This window comes from Ralstonia sp. VS2407, assembly GCF_052950655.1.
In genome coordinates this window covers 55,473-73,771 of the sequence record NZ_JBRFVG010000007.1, presented here as the reverse complement: position 1 = coordinate 73,771, position 18,299 = coordinate 55,473, and the positions used below count along the sequence as shown (strand labels likewise).

The 18,299-nt window shown below is 64.5% G+C and carries 14 protein-coding genes; 3 read left to right on the top strand and 11 right to left on the bottom strand.

All coding sequences use genetic code 11. From position 1 onward, the window contains the following. Nucleotides 1-5: 5 nt before the first annotated feature. From ubiB to ACU8YE_RS13495, 11 genes are all read right to left on the bottom strand, one after another. Nucleotides 6-1,583: a ubiquinone biosynthesis regulatory protein kinase UbiB gene (ubiB, locus tag ACU8YE_RS13545; protein ID WP_232041931.1), complete on the bottom strand. Its 1,578-nt coding sequence runs from the start codon at nucleotides 1,581-1,583 to the stop codon at nucleotides 6-8. Next, nucleotides 1,580-2,236 (bottom strand): ubiquinone biosynthesis accessory factor UbiJ, encoded by a 657-nt coding sequence (locus tag ACU8YE_RS13540; protein WP_446928929.1) that lies wholly within the window; start codon nucleotides 2,234-2,236, stop codon nucleotides 1,580-1,582. The genes ubiB and ACU8YE_RS13540 overlap by 4 nt, the downstream gene beginning before the upstream one ends. Nucleotides 2,237-2,384: 148 nt before the next feature. Next, nucleotides 2,385-3,434: a Tim44 domain-containing protein gene (locus tag ACU8YE_RS13535; RefSeq protein ID WP_446928928.1), complete on the bottom strand. Its 1,050-nt coding sequence runs from the start codon at nucleotides 3,432-3,434 to the stop codon at nucleotides 2,385-2,387. 127 nt (nucleotides 3,435-3,561) lie between these two features. Beyond that, the gene (gene ubiE / locus ACU8YE_RS13530; protein ID WP_232041928.1) at nucleotides 3,562-4,293 is read right to left on the bottom strand and encodes a bifunctional demethylmenaquinone methyltransferase/2-methoxy-6-polyprenyl-1,4-benzoquinol methylase UbiE; all 732 of its coding nucleotides are present in this window, start codon (nucleotides 4,291-4,293) and stop codon (nucleotides 3,562-3,564) included. A gap of 52 nt (nucleotides 4,294-4,345) precedes the next feature. Next, on the bottom strand, nucleotides 4,346-4,762 hold the full coding sequence (locus tag ACU8YE_RS13525; RefSeq protein WP_232041927.1) for a gamma-butyrobetaine hydroxylase-like domain-containing protein: 417 nt from the start codon (nucleotides 4,760-4,762) through the stop codon (nucleotides 4,346-4,348). A gap of 32 nt (nucleotides 4,763-4,794) precedes the next feature. Continuing rightward, a complete protein-coding gene (locus ACU8YE_RS13520; protein ID WP_232041926.1) occupies nucleotides 4,795-6,639 on the bottom strand; it encodes an ABC transporter ATP-binding protein/permease in 1,845 nt (614 codons plus the stop codon). A gap of 114 nt (nucleotides 6,640-6,753) precedes the next feature. Continuing rightward, nucleotides 6,754-7,197, bottom strand: a complete 444-nt coding sequence (locus ACU8YE_RS13515; protein WP_232041925.1) for an HIT family protein — start codon at nucleotides 7,195-7,197, stop codon at nucleotides 6,754-6,756. After that, nucleotides 7,194-11,228, bottom strand: coding sequence for a DUF3683 domain-containing protein (locus ACU8YE_RS13510; RefSeq protein ID WP_414560159.1), 4,035 nt, complete (start codon nucleotides 11,226-11,228; stop codon nucleotides 7,194-7,196). The genes ACU8YE_RS13515 and ACU8YE_RS13510 overlap by 4 nt, the downstream gene beginning before the upstream one ends. Before the next feature lie 201 nt (nucleotides 11,229-11,429). Beyond that, the gene (locus ACU8YE_RS13505) at nucleotides 11,430-12,011 is read right to left on the bottom strand and encodes a YqaA family protein (protein ID WP_232041923.1); all 582 of its coding nucleotides are present in this window, start codon (nucleotides 12,009-12,011) and stop codon (nucleotides 11,430-11,432) included. 57 nt (nucleotides 12,012-12,068) lie between these two features. Next, nucleotides 12,069-13,316, bottom strand: coding sequence for a nucleoside recognition domain-containing protein (locus tag ACU8YE_RS13500; RefSeq protein ID WP_446928927.1), 1,248 nt, complete (start codon nucleotides 13,314-13,316; stop codon nucleotides 12,069-12,071). A gap of 31 nt (nucleotides 13,317-13,347) precedes the next feature. After that, nucleotides 13,348-14,265 (bottom strand): ion channel, encoded by a 918-nt coding sequence (locus ACU8YE_RS13495; protein WP_260803086.1) that lies wholly within the window; start codon nucleotides 14,263-14,265, stop codon nucleotides 13,348-13,350. 142 nt (nucleotides 14,266-14,407) lie between these two features. Between ACU8YE_RS13495 and ilvA the strand changes: the two genes are divergently transcribed. From ilvA to ACU8YE_RS13480, 3 genes are all read left to right on the top strand, one after another. Next, nucleotides 14,408-15,928: a threonine ammonia-lyase, biosynthetic gene (ilvA, locus tag ACU8YE_RS13490; protein WP_232041919.1), complete on the top strand. Its 1,521-nt coding sequence runs from the start codon at nucleotides 14,408-14,410 to the stop codon at nucleotides 15,926-15,928. Next, nucleotides 15,928-16,764 (top strand): NADPH-dependent 7-cyano-7-deazaguanine reductase QueF, encoded by an 837-nt coding sequence (gene queF / locus ACU8YE_RS13485; protein WP_232041918.1) that lies wholly within the window; start codon nucleotides 15,928-15,930, stop codon nucleotides 16,762-16,764. Before ilvA ends, queF begins: the two co-directional genes overlap by 1 nt. A 224-nt stretch (nucleotides 16,765-16,988) precedes the next feature. Continuing rightward, nucleotides 16,989-18,299 (top strand): transporter, encoded by a 1,311-nt coding sequence (locus ACU8YE_RS13480; RefSeq protein ID WP_232041917.1) that lies wholly within the window; start codon nucleotides 16,989-16,991, stop codon nucleotides 18,297-18,299.

Genomic DNA, 18,299 nt, shown 5'->3' with positions numbered 1-18,299 from the left:
GCGGTTCAGTAACGGCCCATCCAGGCGAGCACGTGCGTCGCGATGATGCCGACCGCGAAGCCGCCGACGAACAGCAAGGCCGCGGACAACAGCCGGTTCGTGCGCTTGTGCTCGGCAAGCAGCGCTGTGAGCGCCGCGGTCTGCGCGTTGCCATCCTCGCGGGAGCGGCGATCCAGAATCTGGTACACCAGCCGCGGGAAGTCGGGCAGCTTGTTGGCCCACTGCGGCGCCTCGACCTTCAGGCGCTCGACAAAGCCGCGCCAGCCGATCTGCTCGTGCATCCAGCGTTCGAGGAATGGCTTGGCCGTCTTCCACAGGTCCAGATCCGGATCGAGCTGGCGGCCAAGGCCCTCGACGTTGAGCAGGGTCTTCTGCAGCAGCACGAGCTGCGGCTGCACTTCCACGTTGAAGCGGCGCGAGGTCTGGAACAGCCGCATCAGCACCAGACCCAGCGAAATTTCACCCAGCGGCCGATCGAAATACGGCTCGCAGCATGCGCGGATGGCCCCTTCGAGTTCTTCCACGCGCGTCTCTTCCGGCGCCCAGCCGGACTCGATGTGCAGCACGGCCACGCGGTGGTAATCGCGCTGGAAAAACGCCAGGAAGTTCTGCGCGAGGTAGTTCTTGTCGAACTCCGACAGCGCCCCGACGATACCGAAATCCAGCGCGATATAGCGGCCCAGCGTCTCGGGCGCCACGCTCACCAGGATGTTGCCGGGGTGCATGTCTGCGTGGAAAAAGCCGTCACGGAAGACCTGTGTGAAGAAAATCTCCACGCCGTCGCGCGCGAGCTTGTGCATGTCGACGCCGGCAGCGCGCAGCTCTTCGGTGTGCGAGATTCGCATGCCGTGCATGCGCTCCATCACGAACACTTCAGACGTGCACCAATCCCAGAAGACCTCCGGCACCAGCAACAGGTCGGACTTGGCAAAATTGCGGCGCAACTGGCTGGCGTTGGCCGCCTCGCGCATCAGGTCGAGCTCGTCGTGGAGGTATTTGTCAAACTCGGCGACCACCTCGCGCGGCTTCAGGCGCTTGGCATCGGCCCACAGTTTTTCCATCCAGGTAGCGAGGTCCCGCATGAGCGCAAGGTCGCTATCGATCACGGGCAGCATGCCGGGGCGCAGCACCTTGACCGCCACCTCGCGGCCGTCGTCCGGGCCGCCGCGCAGCGTGGCGAAATGCACCTGCGCGATCGACGCGCTCGCCACCGGATGATGATCGAAACGATGGAACAGCGCAGACAGCGGCTTGCCGAGCGATTTCTCCACGATGGCTGCCGCCACCTTCGGGTCGAACGGCGGCACGCGGTCCTGCAGCTTGGCCAGCTCGTCGGCCACGTCGGGCGGTAGCAGATCGCGCCGCGTCGACAGCACCTGCCCGAACTTCACGAAGATGGGGCCGAGCTGTTCAAGCGCCAGGCGCAGGCGCTCACCGCGCGGGAGCTTGGGCTTGCGACCCAGCGTCAGCAGCCAGACGAGCGCGCGAATGCGGCGGCTCTTGAAGCCCGACAACGCGAGCTGATCCAGCCCGTAATACAGGATGACGAAAACAATCTTGCCCAGCCGGAAGAAGCGCGTCATGCCGATTCACCCTGACGAGCGGTCCGGGCAGCAGGTCGCGGGAGCTTTTCGAGCCGCTCCAGCCGCTTGACCAGACGCGCTTCGGCATCACGCAGTGCCGCCACGTCGGCGGCGAACTGCGCGAGGCGTGCATGGCGCACGAGCGTCGGTTGCTCATCGGTCAGGTACGACGCCACCGATTCCGCCAGCGAACGGCTGACGCGCGTGGCCTCGGTGCGGGCGGCCTGCGCGCCGCTCACCATACGCTGCGCGATCACGTCGCCAAACACGCGCGAGAGATCTTCCGCCGCATCCCAGCGTAGATTGCGCAGCAGCGTGGACAGCACGTTGGCAAATTCGGCCTCGCCGTCGATGCGCACGTGCTTGAGCACGGCGGCCTGCCCGCCCGTGGCGTAATCGCCCGCAGCGGCCGCGAGCGGTACGACAACCGTCACGGCCGGTTCAACATCAGGGTCGGGAGCGGTCACCAAGCCGGTGGCATCCACCTGCAAGGTCATCGACATGGGCGCCAGGTTAAAGCGCGCCACGCGGCCCGCGAACGGGCGCAGTGTCTCCTGCGCCCAGGGCTCCTGGTGCAGCAGATGGTTGAGCGCGAGCAGCAGCGGCTGCATCAGCACAAGCGGAAACGGAGACGAAGTGGCTGTCGAAGACATGCGGTGATGGTGCGCAAAACAGCAAGAAAGCAGCAAGAAGCGGGGCTGGTGGCGGGCGACAAAAAAAAGGCCCGAACCAGACGGTCGGGCCCTATTTTACGGGGAATGTTGAAACGGCCGTTTTGCGGCGCTTCAAGTTGTTACAGCATCACTGCAGCTGCTGGATACCCGCCAACACCCAGCCACCCGCACCCTGCGTCGGCTTGGTCAGGTTCCATACCTCGGCAAACGGCTGCGCCGGCGCATTGGCTTCTTCGCGGATCATGCCCGAGAAGCGCACGCTCGCGAGGTACTCGGCGGCTTGCGTTTCGATGCCCAGCATTTCGGCTTCGACCGAGACCACGTCGGTCTTGTTGGGCGACGTGCCGCGGTCAGCCAGGTCCATCTTGATCTCGGCAAACATCTCCGGCGTAGTGAACTCGCGGATGTCATTGAGATTGCCGGCATCCCAAGCCGCCTGCAGGCGGATGAAGTAGACCTTGGCGTTGCGCAGGAAGGCTTGCGTATCGAAATCTGCCGGCACGCCCCACGGCTGCTGCGGTGCGGCCGCAGCAGGCTGCGCGTTGATGGCCTGCGCGCTGGAAGCCGCCGGACCGCCCAGGCTCCACGACTGCGCAGCGGTTGCCGCGCCAGCGCCCAGGCCCGACGTATTGCCGGTGTTGAGCGATGCGGCCGCCGGTGCGGAAGCCTGCGGGGCCGGTGCGGCAGGTTGCGGCACGTACGGCTCACGGTCGCCGCCAAGCGACGGGCCACCCGTGGCGTAGGCCGGACCTTGCGGACGGCTCCCGCGCACCTTGCGGATGATCCACATCACCACGAACGCGACGAGCGCGATCAGGATCAGGTTCGACAACAACGAGGCAAGGCCCGCGCCCAGACCGAACTTCGACAGCAGATAACCGATACCCAGACCGGCTGCCAAGCCACCCAGCATGCCGCCCCAGTTACGTCCGGGCTTTGCGGCCGGCGCCGTCGGAGCCGGTGCAGCCGGCGAGGGTTGCGCGGCGGGTGCGGCCTGCTGTGTCGGCGACGGCGTTGTGGCCGGCGGCGTCTGTTGGCGTTGCGTCACGGTGGACGACTGCTTGCCGATGCTGCGGCTGCCGCCCATGCGCTTGGCGTTGGCGTCGATTGCCGTGCCCAGTGCGAGCGTCGCGACCAGCGCGCCCGCCATCAATTTTCCACCCCAGTGCAAACTCATCGCTGTCTTCTCTCCAATGGCAGTGACGCCGTTAGATGAAGACGTCAATGCCGAAATTCAATGTGAAGGATCGTGGCATATCGCCGCAGCGCGCTACATCGCCCATCTGGTGGAACGACGGAAACACTTAGAGGCGACGGCCGACGTGCAGCGCCACGACCCCCGCTGTCAGATTGAAGTATTCGACCGAGTCCAATCCGGCCTGTTCCATCATCTGCTTGAGCGTTTCCTGATCCGGGTGCATGCGGATGGACTCGGCCAGGTAGCGGTAGCTCTCGGGGTCGCCCGCCACTTTGCTGCCCAACCACGGCAGCACCTTGAACGAGTACAGGTCGTAGGCCTTCTCCAGCGGCTGCCACACCTTGGAGAACTCGAGCACCATGACCTTGCCCCCTGGCTTCACCACGCGGCGCATTTCAGCGAGCGCGCGATCCTTGTGCGTCATGTTGCGCAAGCCGAAAGCCACTGTCACCACATCGAAGTAAGCATTCGGAAAGGGAATGTGCTCGGCGTCGCACAGCGCAGTGGGCGTCAGCACGCCGGCGTCGAGCAGGCGGTCACGGCCGACGCGCAGCATCGACTCGTTGATATCGGTCAGCCACACCTCGCCGGTGGGGCCGGCTTGGCGCGCAAAAGCCTTGGCCAGATCACCTGTGCCCCCGGCAATATCGAGCACCTTGTAGCCCGGGCGCACCGCTGCCTGGGCGATGGTGAACATCTTCCACACGCGGTGCAGGCCGCCGGACATCAGGTCGTTCATCACGTCGTACTTGCTCGCGACGGAATGGAACACGCCGGCAACCTTGCCGGCCTTCTCCTGCTCTTCGACCTGCTGGAATCCGAAGTGGGTTTGGCTCATGACAGAAAGGGATACGGATGCAGCGCGCAGGCGCTGCGAAGTGAATCGGAAATCAGTGGCTGTGGCCGCAGGCGTGACCGGCGTTCTCGGCCATCGGGGCGTCACGGTCGACGCCGGCAGCGGCCAGGCGATCGAGATAGGCCTGCCACAGCATGTCGTGCTCGATGCCGAGGCGGTACAGGTAAGCCCAATCGAAGATGCCCGAATCGTGGCCGTCGGAGAACAGCGGCCGGATCGCGTAATTGCCCACCGGCTCGACGCCGACGATGCCCACCTCGCGCTTGCCGGTCTGCAGCACTTCCTGGCCGGGCCCGTGCCCCTGCACTTCGGCCGACGGCGACAGCACGCGCAGGTATTCGAACGGCAGGCTGAACTGCTTGCCATCGGCAAAGGCGATCTCCAGCACGCGTGATTGCGTATGCACGGTGATGCCGGTCGGGTGCGGGGTGTCGGCGGAAAGTCCGGCCATGAAAAACGTCTCGTCGAGTCAAAAACTGTGTTTCAGGAAGCTGCCAGTGCCATGTGCGCAGGCTCTTCCACCACCCGATAGCTTACCGCAGTCAACGGATCGCCCTCGGGGATGTAGCGCAGGCGGCGATGGTGGAATCGTGCCACCGTGCTGCGGTGTGCCACGCTGACGATGGTCACATCAGGCATCGATTCGAGCATCAGGCTGTACATGAACGCCTCGGTGTCTTCGTCGAGTGCGCTGGTGGCCTCGTCGAGGAAAAGGTAATCGGGGCGCTGCAGCAACGCCCGCGCAAAAGCCAAGCGCTGCTGCTCGCCGGGGGACAGGCGCAGGCTCCAGTTGCTCACCTCGTCCAACAGGTCGGTCAGTGCCGGCAACCGGCACGCGTTCAACACCTGGGTCAGACGCTCAGCGGTGTACTGGGTGGCCAGATCCGGATACGAAAGCGCATCGGCCAGCGTCCCGGACGGCAGATAGCTGCGCTGCGGCAGGAACAGGACGCGGGCATCGTCCGGCACCTCGATGCGGCCGCTGCCATACGGCCAGATACCCGCCACGGCGCGGACCAGCGTACTTTTGCCGCAGCCCGACGGGCCATTGACGAGTACGCGCTCACCGCGTGCGAGCGTCATGTCGAATGGCTCGACCAGCAAGTCTTCTGGCTTGCGGTTCGGGAGGTTCAGCGCGAGACCGCGGGCTTCGATAGCGGGTACGGCCGCTGTTTCGACCTCGACGTCGCGCACGCCGGCGCGGTGCTCTTCTTCGCGCTCGGCGGCGCGGATGGCGCGCTGGAATTCGATCAGGCGGTTAGTGGACGCTTTCCAGGTGACCAGCGTGCGGTAGTTCGTGACAAACCACGACATCGCGTCCTGTACCTGCCCGAACGCGGTGGCGACCTGCATCATCCCTCCCAGCGTGAGTGTGCCGCCAAAGTAGCGTGGCGCAGACACCAGAAATGGAAAGATGATAGCGAACTGCGCATAGCCGGAACTGGCGAAAGTCAGGCGCCGCGTGTAGTCCATCAACTGATTCCAGTTGGTGCGGATGCGTTCGAAACGGCCGCTCAGGATGGCTTTCTCGGTCGGCTCACCGCGGTACAGGGCAATGCTCTCGCTGTTCTCGCGCACGCGCACGAGCAGGAAACGGAAGTACGCCTCGTAACGTTCCTGCTGGAACGACAGCCCGATCAGCGGCCGCCCCACGAAATGGATGATGACCGAGCCCACGATCGAGTACAGCAGCGCAAACCACACCATGTAGCCGGGAATCACGAAGTCGTGGCCACCCAGGCTGAACGCCAGCGGCCCCGACACCGCCCACAGGATGCCGAAGAACGACACCAGCGTCACAGCCGAATTCAGGAACCCCAGCGCCAAGGTGAGCGTTGCATCGGTGAAGGTGCGCAGGTCGTCGGCAATCCGCTGGTCGGGGTTGTCGGCGCTGCGCGTCTGCTCGAGGCGGTAGAACGCCTGCTTGCCGAGCCAGTCGTCGAGGAAGCTGCCGGTAATCCACGTCCGCCAGCGCATCTGCAACATCATCGAGTAGTACAGCCGCATGATCGAGCCAATGATCAGCAGCGCGGCAATCCATGAGAAACGCAGCAGCTGCGCCCAGAATTCGCCGTAGTTCTTCTGCTCGAGCGCATTGTAGAAAAGCCGGTTCCAATCGGTGAACAGCACGTTCATGTAGACCAGGAACAGGTTCAGGCCGATCACCAGGGCAAGCAGACCCCACGCCTTGTGGCGATCATCCGAAAACCAGTACGGACGAATCAGTTGCCAGGTCTCCGAGAGATTGAGCCGCCCATGATGGACGGTCAGTTCGGAGATGGAATCCTTGTGGGAATCGGGCGTGGCGGCGGTGCGCGGAGTCGTCATGGCGAGGGCGTTGGCGCAACAGAAAGAGAGTCAGACGTTGTGCGCGCCACAGGGGTTCCGCGCACGACGTGGCGATGCGTTACCAGGCGTTACCCGACGCTATCGCCGACGGGCTCAAGCGTCGGCCAGCGCCGCTTGCAGCGCGTACGACAGCGCCGGCAGCTTGGCCGTGATCTCGGCCATGCGCGCGGTATCGGGCGCGCGCTGCTCGGGGCCCCACACGGCTTCCGGAAAATGTGTATCCCACCGATAGCGCGGAATGACGTGCCAATGCAGATGCGGCACGAAGTTTCCGAAGCTGGCGAGGTTGATCTTGTCCGGCGCCAGTTCGGCGCGCAGCACGCGCTCGACCCGGGCGACGACTTCCATCAGCCAGTGGCGATCGGCATCGGACAAGTCGGTCTGCTCGGCCACATGGTCGTTCCAGATGACACGGCAGAAGCCCGGAAAGCGCGCGTGCTCGACCAGCACCACGCGCGCCTTGGCATTACGCCAGACGGGCTCGCCGCCATCCGCCTCGCACAGCGCGCAGCCTGGCGTCCGCTCGATCGTCGTCACACCAGCACGCGCTCGATGCCGCCGGCGTTGGCCTGCGCAACGTAGTCCTGCAGCCAGGTCTCGCCGAGCACATGACGCGCCATCTCGACCACGATGTAGTCGGCCTGCACCGAGACATCTTCGGTGTAGCGCGACAGACCCTGCAGACACGCCGGGCAGCTCGTGAGGATCTTCACGTCGCCGTTGAACGCCTCGCCCTGGCCGTTGGTCTGGCCAAGGCTGCGCAGCTTGTCGGCGCCCTTCTGCATCTCCTCTTCCTTGCGGAAGCGGACCTGCGTGGAGATGTCGGGGCGCGAAATCGCCAGCGTGCCCGACTCGCCGCAGCAGCGGTCATTCTTCTCGATCGCGCGGGTCTGGCCGTCGGCGCCGATGTTGCCGCCCATCAGCTGGTTGACCAGCTTGGTCGGGTCCATGGTCTTGATCGGGGTGTGGCAGGGGTCGTGATACATGTACCGCGTGCCCTGCACACCGTCGATCTTCACGCCCTTCTCCAGCAGGTATTCGTGAATGTCGATGATCCGGCAACCCGGGAAGATCTTGTCGAATTCATATCCGGCAAGCTGGTCGTAGCAGGTGCCACAGCTCACCACTACCGTCTTGATGTCGAGGTAGTTGAGCGTGTTGGCCACGCGGTGGAACAGCACGCGGTTATCGGTGACGATCTTCTCGGCCTTGTCGAACTGGCCGGTGCCCCGCTGCGGATAACCGCAGCACAGGTAGCCCGGCGGCAGCACCGTTTGCACGCCGGCGTGCCACAGCATTGCCTGCGTGGCCAGACCCACCTGCGAGAAGAGGCGCTCCGAGCCGCAGCCCGGGAAGTAGAAGACCGCCTCGCTGTCCGGCGTGGTCGCCTTCGGGTTGCGGATGATCGGGACGATCTCGTTGTCCTCGATGTCCAGCAAGGCACGCGCCGTCTTCTTGGGCAGGTTGCCCGGCATCTTCTTGTTGATGAAGTGAATCACCTGCTCGCGCACCGGCGGCTTACCGACCGTAGCGGGCGGACGGGCGGTCTGCTTCTTCGCGAATTTCTTCAGGATGTCGTTGCCCAGACGCTGCGCCTTGTAGCCCCAGTCGAACATCACCTTGCGCGTGAGGTTGATCGTCTCGGGGTTGGTCGCGTTCAGGTAGAACATCGCCGCTGCGGTACCGGGGTTGAACTTCTTCTGCCCCATCTTGCGCAGCAGGTTGCGCATGTTCATCGACACATCGCCGAAGTCGATCTTGACCGGGCACGGCGTCACGCACTTGTGGCAGACCGTGCAGTGGTCGCCCACATCGGCAAACTCTTCCCAGTGCTTGACCGACACACCGCGGCGCGTCTGCTCTTCGTACAGGAAGGCCTCGATGAGCAGCGAGGTGGCAAGAATCTTGTTGCGCGGGCTGTACAGCAGGTTGGCGCGCGGCACGTGCGTGGCGCACACCGGCTTGCACTTGCCGCAGCGCAGGCAGTCCTTGATCGACTCCGAGATGGCGCCGATGTCGCTCTGCTGCATGATGATCGACTCGTGCCCCATCAGGCCGAACGACGGCGTATAGGCGTTGCGCAGATCGGCAGCCAGGCCTTGCGGGTCGTTGATGTCGCGCAGCAGCTTGCCCTTGTTGAAGCGGCCGTTCGGATCGACGCGGCGCTTGTAGGCAGCGAAGTCGGCGATCTCTTCGTCGGTGAGGAATTCCAGCTTGGTGATGCCGATGCCGTGCTCGCCCGAGATCACGCCGTCCAGCGAACGCGCGAGCGTCATGATGCGGGCCACCGCCTTGTGGGCGTCCTGCAGCATGTCGTAGTCATCCGAGTTGACGGGGATGTTGGTGTGCACGTTGCCGTCGCCGGCATGCATGTGCAGCGCCACGAACACGCGGCCGCGCAGCACCTTCTTGTGGATCGCCTGGGCTTCGTCGAGGATCGGCTTGAACTCGCCGCCGTTGAAGATCTTGCGCAGCTCTGCGCGAATCTCCGCCTTCCACGACACGCGGATCGTCCGATCCTGCAGCAGATGGAACAGGTTCGCGTCGGGCTGATTCACCAGACGGTCGTCGATGGTCTGCGCAAGGTAGCCCAGGCCAAGGCCGATGAGGCTCGCGCGCGCCGTGGTGACCGGCGTGTCGAGATGGTCCAGCAGGTATTGCCAACGTGCGCGCGTGGCACGCAGCAGTTGCTGCGCCTGTTGCACGCGGTCTTCCAGCAGTTCTGCGCTGGGGATCTCGTTGGCGTCGTCGGTGCGGCCGAGCGGCAGGTTGCTGCCAGCGAAGAAATCGAGCAGCGCGTCGGTCAGCTTGAGCTTGCTCTTGATCGACAGTTCGATGTTGATGCGCTCGATGCCGTCGGTGTATTCGCCCATGCGATTGAGCGGGATCACCACGTCTTCGTTGATCTTGAAGGCGTTGGTGTGCTTCGCAATCGCAGCCGTGCGCGAGCGGTCGAGCCAGAACTTCTTGCGTGCTTCGGGGCTCACGGCCACGAAACCTTCGCCGCTCTTGCCGTTCGCTAGACGGATCACTTCCGAGGTGGCGCGCGCCACGGCATCATCGTCGTCGCCAACAATGTCGCCGATCAGCACCATCTTCGGAAACGCGTTGCGCTTGCTCTTGGTGGCGTAGCCGACCGCGCGCAGGTAGCGCTCGTCCAGGTGCTCCAGACCGGCGAGGATCGCGCCGCCGGGCTTCTTGGTCTCGGCGTCGAGGTAGTCCTTGATCTCGACGATGCTCGGGATCGCGTCGCGCGCCTGGCCGAAGAACTCCAGGCACACGGTGCGGATCGACTTGGGCATGCGATGCAGGATCCAGCGCGCGCTCGTGATGATGCCATCGCACCCTTCCTTCTGCACGCCGGGCAGGCCGGCCAGGAACTTGTCGGTGACGTCCTTGCCGAGCCCTTCCTTGCGGAACTTGCGGCCTTCGATGGTGAGCGTTTCGGTGCGCAGCAGCTTGGCGCCGACCGGCGCGTTGCCGTCGAACCACTTCAGCTCGAACGTGACGACCGGCGCGTCGTGAATCTTGCCGAGGTTGTGATTGAGGCGCTGGACTTCGAGCCAGTTGCCATCCGGGTCAACCATGCGCCACCAGGCGAGGTTGTCCAGCGCGGTGCCCCACAGCACGGCCTTCTTGCCGCCCGCGTTCATGGCGACGTTCCCGCCAATGCACGACGCGTCTATCGAAGTCGGGTCCACGGCGAAGACGAGGCCAGCCTTGTCAGCCGCATCTGCCACGCGACGCGTGACCACGCCGGCGCCCGAGTAGATGGTCGCCACGGGATGGTCGACGCCCGGCAGGTCCGTCATCTCGACCGCATCCAGCCGCTCCAGCTTTTCCGTATTGATGACAGCCGAGAACGGTGTGAGCGGCACGGCGCCACCGGTGTAGCCGGTACCGCCTCCGCGCGGGATGATGGTCAGACCCAGCTCGAAGCAGCCCTTGACGATCCCGGCAATCTCTTCTTCCGTATCGGGCGTGAGCACCACGAACGGATATTCGACCCGCCAGTCGGTGGCGTCGGTCACATGCGACACGCGCGACAGGCCGTCGAACTTGATGTTGTCCTTCGCGGTGACGCGGCCGAGCACCTTCTGTGCGCGACGGCGCAGGTCGTACACCTGGGCGAATTCTTCCTGGAATGCCTTGACGGCGCGGCGTGCATGCACGACCAGTTGCTCGACCTTGCTGGCACGCTCGTCGCCCACGGGGTCGTGGTGCGAATCGTGGTCGGCCACGCGGCGCTTCTCGATCTCCGCCAAGCGGTGATTGAGTGCGTCGATCAGCATCTGCCGGCGCTTCGGGTTGTCGAGCAGGTCGTCCTGCAGATAGGGGTTGCGGCGCACCACCCAAACGTCGCCCAACACTTCGTACAGCATGCGTGCCGATCGGCCGGTGCGACGCTCGGCGCGCAGTTCGTCCAGGATTTGCCACGCAGACTCGCCCAGCAGACGGATGACGATTTCCCGATCCGAGAACGAGGTGTAGTTGTAGGGAATCTCGCGCAGCCGGGGCGCAGCGTCCTGCGCCGTGAGTTTGGCGTCGATCAGAAGTGGGGCATTCATGGCGTGCCGCTGGGGAGGGAGGGCGCGGCAAAGAGGGCCCAAGCCGCGCGGTCTTTAAAGGGCGATTGTACTGCAACGTGCGCCGTTGATGCGTCGCAGCAACGGTATCCCTGCCGGTGACATGGGCGGCAAAACCGCCGCGTTTTCAATGGCTTGCGAAAAGCGTAAGGCCGCCAAAGTGCGGCTTGCGCCACGCAAACGTCACATCATCACGCTCTTGATCCAACCGAGGATGCCGTGCCAGAAGCCGTCGGGGAGGGTCATCAAGGCCGCAGTCATGGCCAGATAGCGCAGGAATTTGCCGATGGCCATGTACATGACGCTGGGCCAGAACTTCAGGCGCAGCCAGCCGGCCAGCGTGCAGAGCGGGTCGCCAATGCCGGGCAGCCAAGACACCAACAGGGACGCCGGCCCAATGCGGCGCATCCAGCGGAAGTATTTTTTATCGAGCGGAGGCTCGCGGTGGCGCTTGGGGTGCGGCACGTGCTGGGCGTGCTCGGTGTTGTGCTGACGGCGGCGGCGCGCAAGGTGGTAGCGCACCAACGCCAGCTTGGCCGCGTAGCCCATCCACCAATCGACCACACCGCCCAGCGTGTTGCCGAGCGTGGCCACGACGATGGCCGGCCAGAACATGTCCGGATTGAGCTTGATGTAAGCAAAAACCGCCGGCTCTGAGCCCAGCGGCAGGAGGGTCGCCGAGATGAAACTGACGACGAAGATGGCAGGCAGCCCGACCTTGGGCAGGGCGAGCGTGGCAAAAAGCGTGTCGATCCACTGTTCCATGCGGTCGATTGTAGAGGGCGGGCGGTCGCGGCGTCGCTTGGGGGCCGCCCTAGCCGCTCAGGCGAAGAACAGATAGGCGACCAGCACGGCGCCGATCAACCCGATCAGGTCGGCCCACAGGCCACACGCCAATGCATAACGCGTGTCCTTGATGCCGACGCTGCCGAAGTACACCGCCAGCACGTAGAACGTGGTCTCGGTCGAGCCCTGGATGATGGCGGCCAGCTTGCCCTGGAAGGAATCGACGCCGTACGTGGTCATCACGTCGACCATCAGGCCGCGCGCACCGGCGCCGGACAGCGTCTTCATCAGCCCCACGGGCAGCGCGGGCACAAACCGCGTGTCGATGCCCAGGTGCGCGAATAGCGCGGAAAGCCCTTGCATCAGGAAATCCATGCACCCCGCCGCGCGAAACACGGCAATGCCGACCAGCACCGCGACCAGATACGGGACGATGCCGATTGCCACCTGGAAGCCGTCCTTGGCGCCATCGACGAACGTTTCGTACACGTTGATGCGACGAATTGCCCCACAGACCAGGAACGCCACGACGATGGTGAGGATGACGCCCGCGCCAATGAGGCCGATCCACGCGGCCATTTGCTGCGGCGGAAACTGGCGCAGCCATGCGAACAGCAGCCCCATCGCCGCGACAAAGCCGCCGAAATACGCCAGCAGCGCAGGCTTGAACAGGTTGATGCGCTGGTACCACGCCACCGCCGCAATGCCCGCGCAGAAGCCGATGAACGTGGACAGCAAGGTCGGCAGGAAGATGTCTGCCGCGTTAAAGCCGACCAGCCCCTGCTTGACCGCCATGGCTTGGCGGATGGCGATCACGGACGTCGGCACCAGCGTCACGCCAGCCGTGTTGAGCACCACGAACATCAACTGCGCATCGCTGGCGCGCTGCGGCTGCGGGTTGATCTGCTGCAACTCGCGCATGGCCTGCAGACCGAGCGGCGTGGCGGCGTTATCCAGCCCGAGCACGTTGGCCGAGACGTTCATCATCATCGCGCCGTTGGCGGGATGGCCGGCTGGCACGGAGGGAAACAGGTGCCGCATCAGCGGGTTCACGAGCCGCGCAAACAGATCGACCACGCCGGCGCGCTCGCCCACGCGCATGATGCCCAGCCACAGCGCCATCATGCCGGTCAGGCCGATCGCAATTTCGAAACCGGTGCGCGCGGCATCGAACATGCCGGTCAGCATGCGGGAGAAGACTTCCATGTCGCCCTGCACCACCTGAACGCATGCGGTGACGAAGGCAACGAGGAAGAAGGCGAGCCAGACGAGGTTCAGGGCCACGGGGTTTGCGCGTTGGAATCGGACAAGCCGCTCATTGTGCCTGCGGGGGCGTCTCGATCGGATGGATCAGGTGGAAGTTGTCGTAGTCGACCGACGTGACGCCACCCTCGTCGCGGATGAGGTCGGCATACCGATAGTTCCAGCGGATCTCGTCATGCCGCCAGGAATAGCGCGCCTGCACGTTTTGCGCGGCGGTCTCGTCGGCGCCCTCGATGGTGAGCAGCAGCAAGGCGTCACCGGCGGCGAGCGATTCTGCGGTGGCGCCATGCAGCGGGCTGGTTTCGTCGATGACATGCATCATCACCCAGCCCAGCAGGAAGATCGGATGCTCGCTGCGCTCCAGCTTCAGGTCGTGGATCTTGTAGATCGAGTAGCCCTCGGGCGAGACCTCGTCCTGCATCAGGCGCAGCCGGGCGGTGGCCTCCGCGATGACGTTCTGGCGCGCATTGGCGGCCCGCAGCATCAGCGTTGACCTGCCGTTGAGCGGCCGCACGACAACGTTGCGGGCAAACATGATCTTGGCGCGCGGGCGCGAGAACCGCGCAAATACCAGCCCCGTCGCCATGGCGATGCCCGACATGCCGATGAAGATCTCCAGCGTGGCGATGACGTGGGCATAGAGCGTTTGCGGGTGCATGTCGCCATAGCCCACCGTGGCCAGCGTCTCGACGCTAAAGAAGAAGGCCCCGACGAAGCCCGGCGGCGACTGGTTCGCGATCGCGCCGTCGCCCAGCGAATACAGCCCCGCGAATACCGCATTCAGCGCCAGGAACATCGTCGCCAGCAGCGCGAAAAAGGTCGGCCAGTTGACTTCAAGCGCGTGGTGATAAAGGTCACGCCAGCCGAGCGGCGGCATGCCGTAGGCAATGACGTGCTGCGTGCCAGACCAGACTTTGCGACCGCGGCGTGCGCGCCCGGCACGCTCCGAGGAAGACGACGGGGTGTTCATGGAGGCCTCTCGCCGATGATGCGCCGCGCCCGCCCGGACGCGGCCGAGGCAGTGTACCGACCGGCACGCCGGTCCGACAAGGCGCACAAGACGCCGCGTGATAGGCTTACGGGCTCTGTTCACGTCCAACCCGGTCCGCACCATGGCCATCGATTACCTCAAGAAGATCCTGACCGCGAAGGTCTATGACGTCGCGGTGGAAACCGAGCTGAAGTTCGCGCCCAACCTGTCGGCGCGCACCGGCAACCGTGTCTACCTCAAGCGCGAGGATGACCAGCCGGTGTTCTCGTTCAAGCTGCGCGGCGCCTACAACAAGATGGCCTCGCTCACGCCGGCCGAGCGCAAGCGCGGGGTGATTACGGCGTCGGCGGGCAACCACGCGCAGGGGGTGGCCTTCAGCGCGGCCCGGATGGAATGCAAGGCCGTGATCTGCATGCCGGTGACGACGCCGCAGTTGAAGATCGACGGCGTGCGCTCGCGCGGCGGCGAGTGGGTCGAGGTCGTGCTCCACGGTGAAAGCTATTCCGACGCCTACAACCACGCCGCCAAGCTGCAGGAAAAGCACGGCTATACCTTCGTGCACCCGTTCGACGATCCCGACGTGATTGCCGGTCAGGGCACGATCGCCATGGAAATCCTGCGCCAGCATCCGCAGCCCCTTCACGCCATCTTCTGCTCGATCGGCGGTGGCGGTCTGATCTCCGGCGTTGCGGCCTACGTGAAGGCCGTACGGCCGGACGTCAAGGTGATCGGCGTGCAGAGTGTGGATTCCGACGCCATGGCGCGTTCGGTGGCGGCGGGCAAGCGCGTCGAATTGAAAGACGTCGGCCTGTTTGCCGACGGCACCGCGGTCAAGCTGGTGGGCAAGGAAACCTTCCGCATCACGCGGGAGCTGGTCGACGAGATCATCACCGTGGATACGGATGCCATCTGCGCGGCGCTCAAGGACGTGTTCCAGGACACGCGCAGCCTGCTGGAGCCTTCCGGCGCGCTGGCGCTGGCTGGCCTCAAGCAGTATGCCGAGACGCACAAGCTGAAGAACGAATCGCTGGTGGCCGTGGCCAGCGGCGCCAACATGAACTTCGACCGCCTGCGCTTCGTGGCCGAGCGCGCCGAAGTGGGCGAGGCGCGTGAAGCCGTGTTTGCCGTGACGATTCCCGAAGAGCGCGGCAGCTTCAAGCGCTTCTGCGAGCTGGTCGGCTGGTCGCGCAACGTGACCGAGTTCAACTACCGCATCGCCAGCAAGGACGCCGCGCATATCTTCGTGGGTGTGCAGATTGCGTCGCGCGCGGAGGGCGACAAGATTGCCGAGAACTTCCGCAAACACGGTTTCCCGACGCTGGACCTGTCCAACGACGAACTGGCCAAGCAGCACATCCGCTACATGGTGGGCGGGCGTTCGCCGCTGGCGGAAAACGAGCATCTCTACCGGTTCGAGTTTCCCGAGCGGCCCGGCGCGCTGATGAAATTCCTCTCGAGCATGAGCCCGAACTGGAACATCAGCCTGTTTCACTACCGCAATCAGGGCGCGGATTCGAGCAACATCCTCGTCGGCATCCAGGTACCGAAGAACGAGAAGCGCGAGTTCAAGGCGTTCCTCGCCACGCTGGGCTATACCTATTGGGACGAAAGCGAAAACCCCGTCTACAGCCTGTTTTTGTGATGAGCAACCAACCCGAACATTCGCCGCTGGGCAAGACCTCCGCCTACAAGACGGAGTACGACCCGAGCCTGCTGTTTCCGATTCCGCGCCAGGGCAAGCGCGACGAGATCGGTCTCGCCGCCGGCACGCCCCTGCCCTTCTTCGGCGTGGATCTCTGGAACCTGTACGAGCTGTCGTGGCTGAACCTGCGCGGCAAGCCGCAGGTGGCTGTCGGTACCGTGATCGTGCCGGCGGACTCGCCCAACATCGTTGAATCGAAGTCGTTCAAGCTGTATCTGAATTCGTTCAACCAGACGAAGGTGGCGTCGCACGAAGCGCTGCAGCAGTTGATTCACCACGATTTGTCGGAGGCGTGCGGCGCGCCGGTGCAAGTGCGCATCGTGCCGCAGGAGGAATTTGCCCGGCAGAAGATGGGCGAGCTCGATGGCCTGCTGCTCGACCGCCTGGACATCGAAACCGACGTCTACCAGCCCACGCCCGAGCTGCTGCATGCCGATGAGGAAGAAAGCCCGGTCGAAGAAACACTGGTGTCGCACCTGCTGAAGTCCAATTGCCTTGTGACGGGCCAGCCGGACTGGGGCAGCGTACAAATCCGCTACGTGGGTGCGCCGATCAACCAGGAAGGGCTGCTCAAGTACCTGATTTCGTTCCGCGAGCACAACGAGTTTCACGAGCAATGCGTGGAGCGGATCTTTACCGACATCCTGCGCCAGTGCCGGCCCGTCAAGCTGGCCGTGTATGCGCGCTACACGCGGCGCGGCGGGCTGGACATCAACCCGTTCCGCACAAACTACAACACGCCGTGGCCGGATAACCTGCGCAATGCACGTCAGTAAGCGCTGACGCTACGCAAGACACGCAAGGCGCCTTCGGGCGCCTTTTTTCTTGCCTGAGCGATCCACCAAACGGGCAGTTCGGCCTCGTCCATTTTGTGGACGGCTCCGCCCTGTCGTTTCACGACCGCTCGCCTATAGTGGTATCCGCAGTACGCCACCCGGGGGAAATCGTGAAGGGCCCATCCGCATTTCGTGGACAGGGCGCTCTCGACGGGGACATTGCCATGAAGAACGCACCATGGGGGCCGCTTCGCGCGGTTGCGTGCGCATGCCTGCTGCTGTGCGGCAGGTCGGCACTTGCACAGACCAACGAGCCGGTGGACGACAAGCCACCTAGCCTGGAAGCGCTGCAGCGCGAGCTTGCCGATACGCAGGCGCGCCTGCAGGAACTCAAGCGCTCGATCCAGCAACAGGAAACGCACTTGCGGCGCATGCGGCGCGCGCTCGGCATGAGCGATGGCCGCCTCGACACCGTGCGCGGTGCCGGTGCCCCTGGCGCGGCAGGCGACGCATCGCAAATTGCGCAGAACGACCAGCCCGGCACCACGCCTGTCGGCAAACCGCCGGAGCCGCCTGACCGGCCGCCACGCATCGCGCAGATCTTCGATGAGCCCAGCGCGCTTACACCGCCGGGCAAGGTCGTCGTCGAGCCGTCATTGCAGATGGCGTATTCGTCGTCCGACCGCGTGGCGCTGGTGGGCTACACCATCATCCCCGCGCTGCTGATCGGGCTGATCGACGTACGGCAGGTCAAGACCACCACGCTCACGGGCACGGTTGCGTTGCGTTACGGCCTGGCACGGCGCTGGGAACTGGAAGCGCGCGTGCCCTATGTCTACAGCGCCAGCGACACCGTCAGCCGCGAACTGTTCACCGGCACCGCGACAGACAACGCCTTCAGCTCGCATGGGCGCGGCATTGGCGATGTGGAACTGACCGCGCGCTACCAGATCAATGCGGGCGGCGTCGACAAGCCGTTCTACATCGGCTGGCTGCGCTTCAAGACACGCACCGGCAAGGATCCGTTTGAAGTCACCACCGATTGCGTGACGCGCTGCGTGAGCAACACCACGGGCACCGGCCTGCCTCTGCAGCAGCCCACGGGCTCGGGCTTCTTCGCGGTACAGCCGGGGCTGACGTGGCTGTTCCCGACAGACCCGGCCGTGTTCTTCGGCAGCATCAGCTACCTGCACAACTTCGAGCGCAAGGACGTCAGCCTGAACCTGGTGGACGGCTCACAGCAGTTCCTGGGCAACGTGAAAGCCGGCGACATCATCGGCCTGAACTTCGGCATGGGGCTGGCGCTGAACGAAAAGGCATCGTTCTCGATTGGCTACGACCAGAGCATCATCGCGCCGACCAAGCAGAACGGCCAGCGTGTGCCGGGCTCGGTGCGGACAATTCTGGGGACGTTGCTGGTCGGATATTCGTACCGCCTCTCGCCCAAGATGTCGCTGAATCTGTCGGTGGGGGCAGGCCTGACGCGCGACACGCCGGACCTGACCGTCACGCTTCGCCTGCCGATCCAGTTCTAA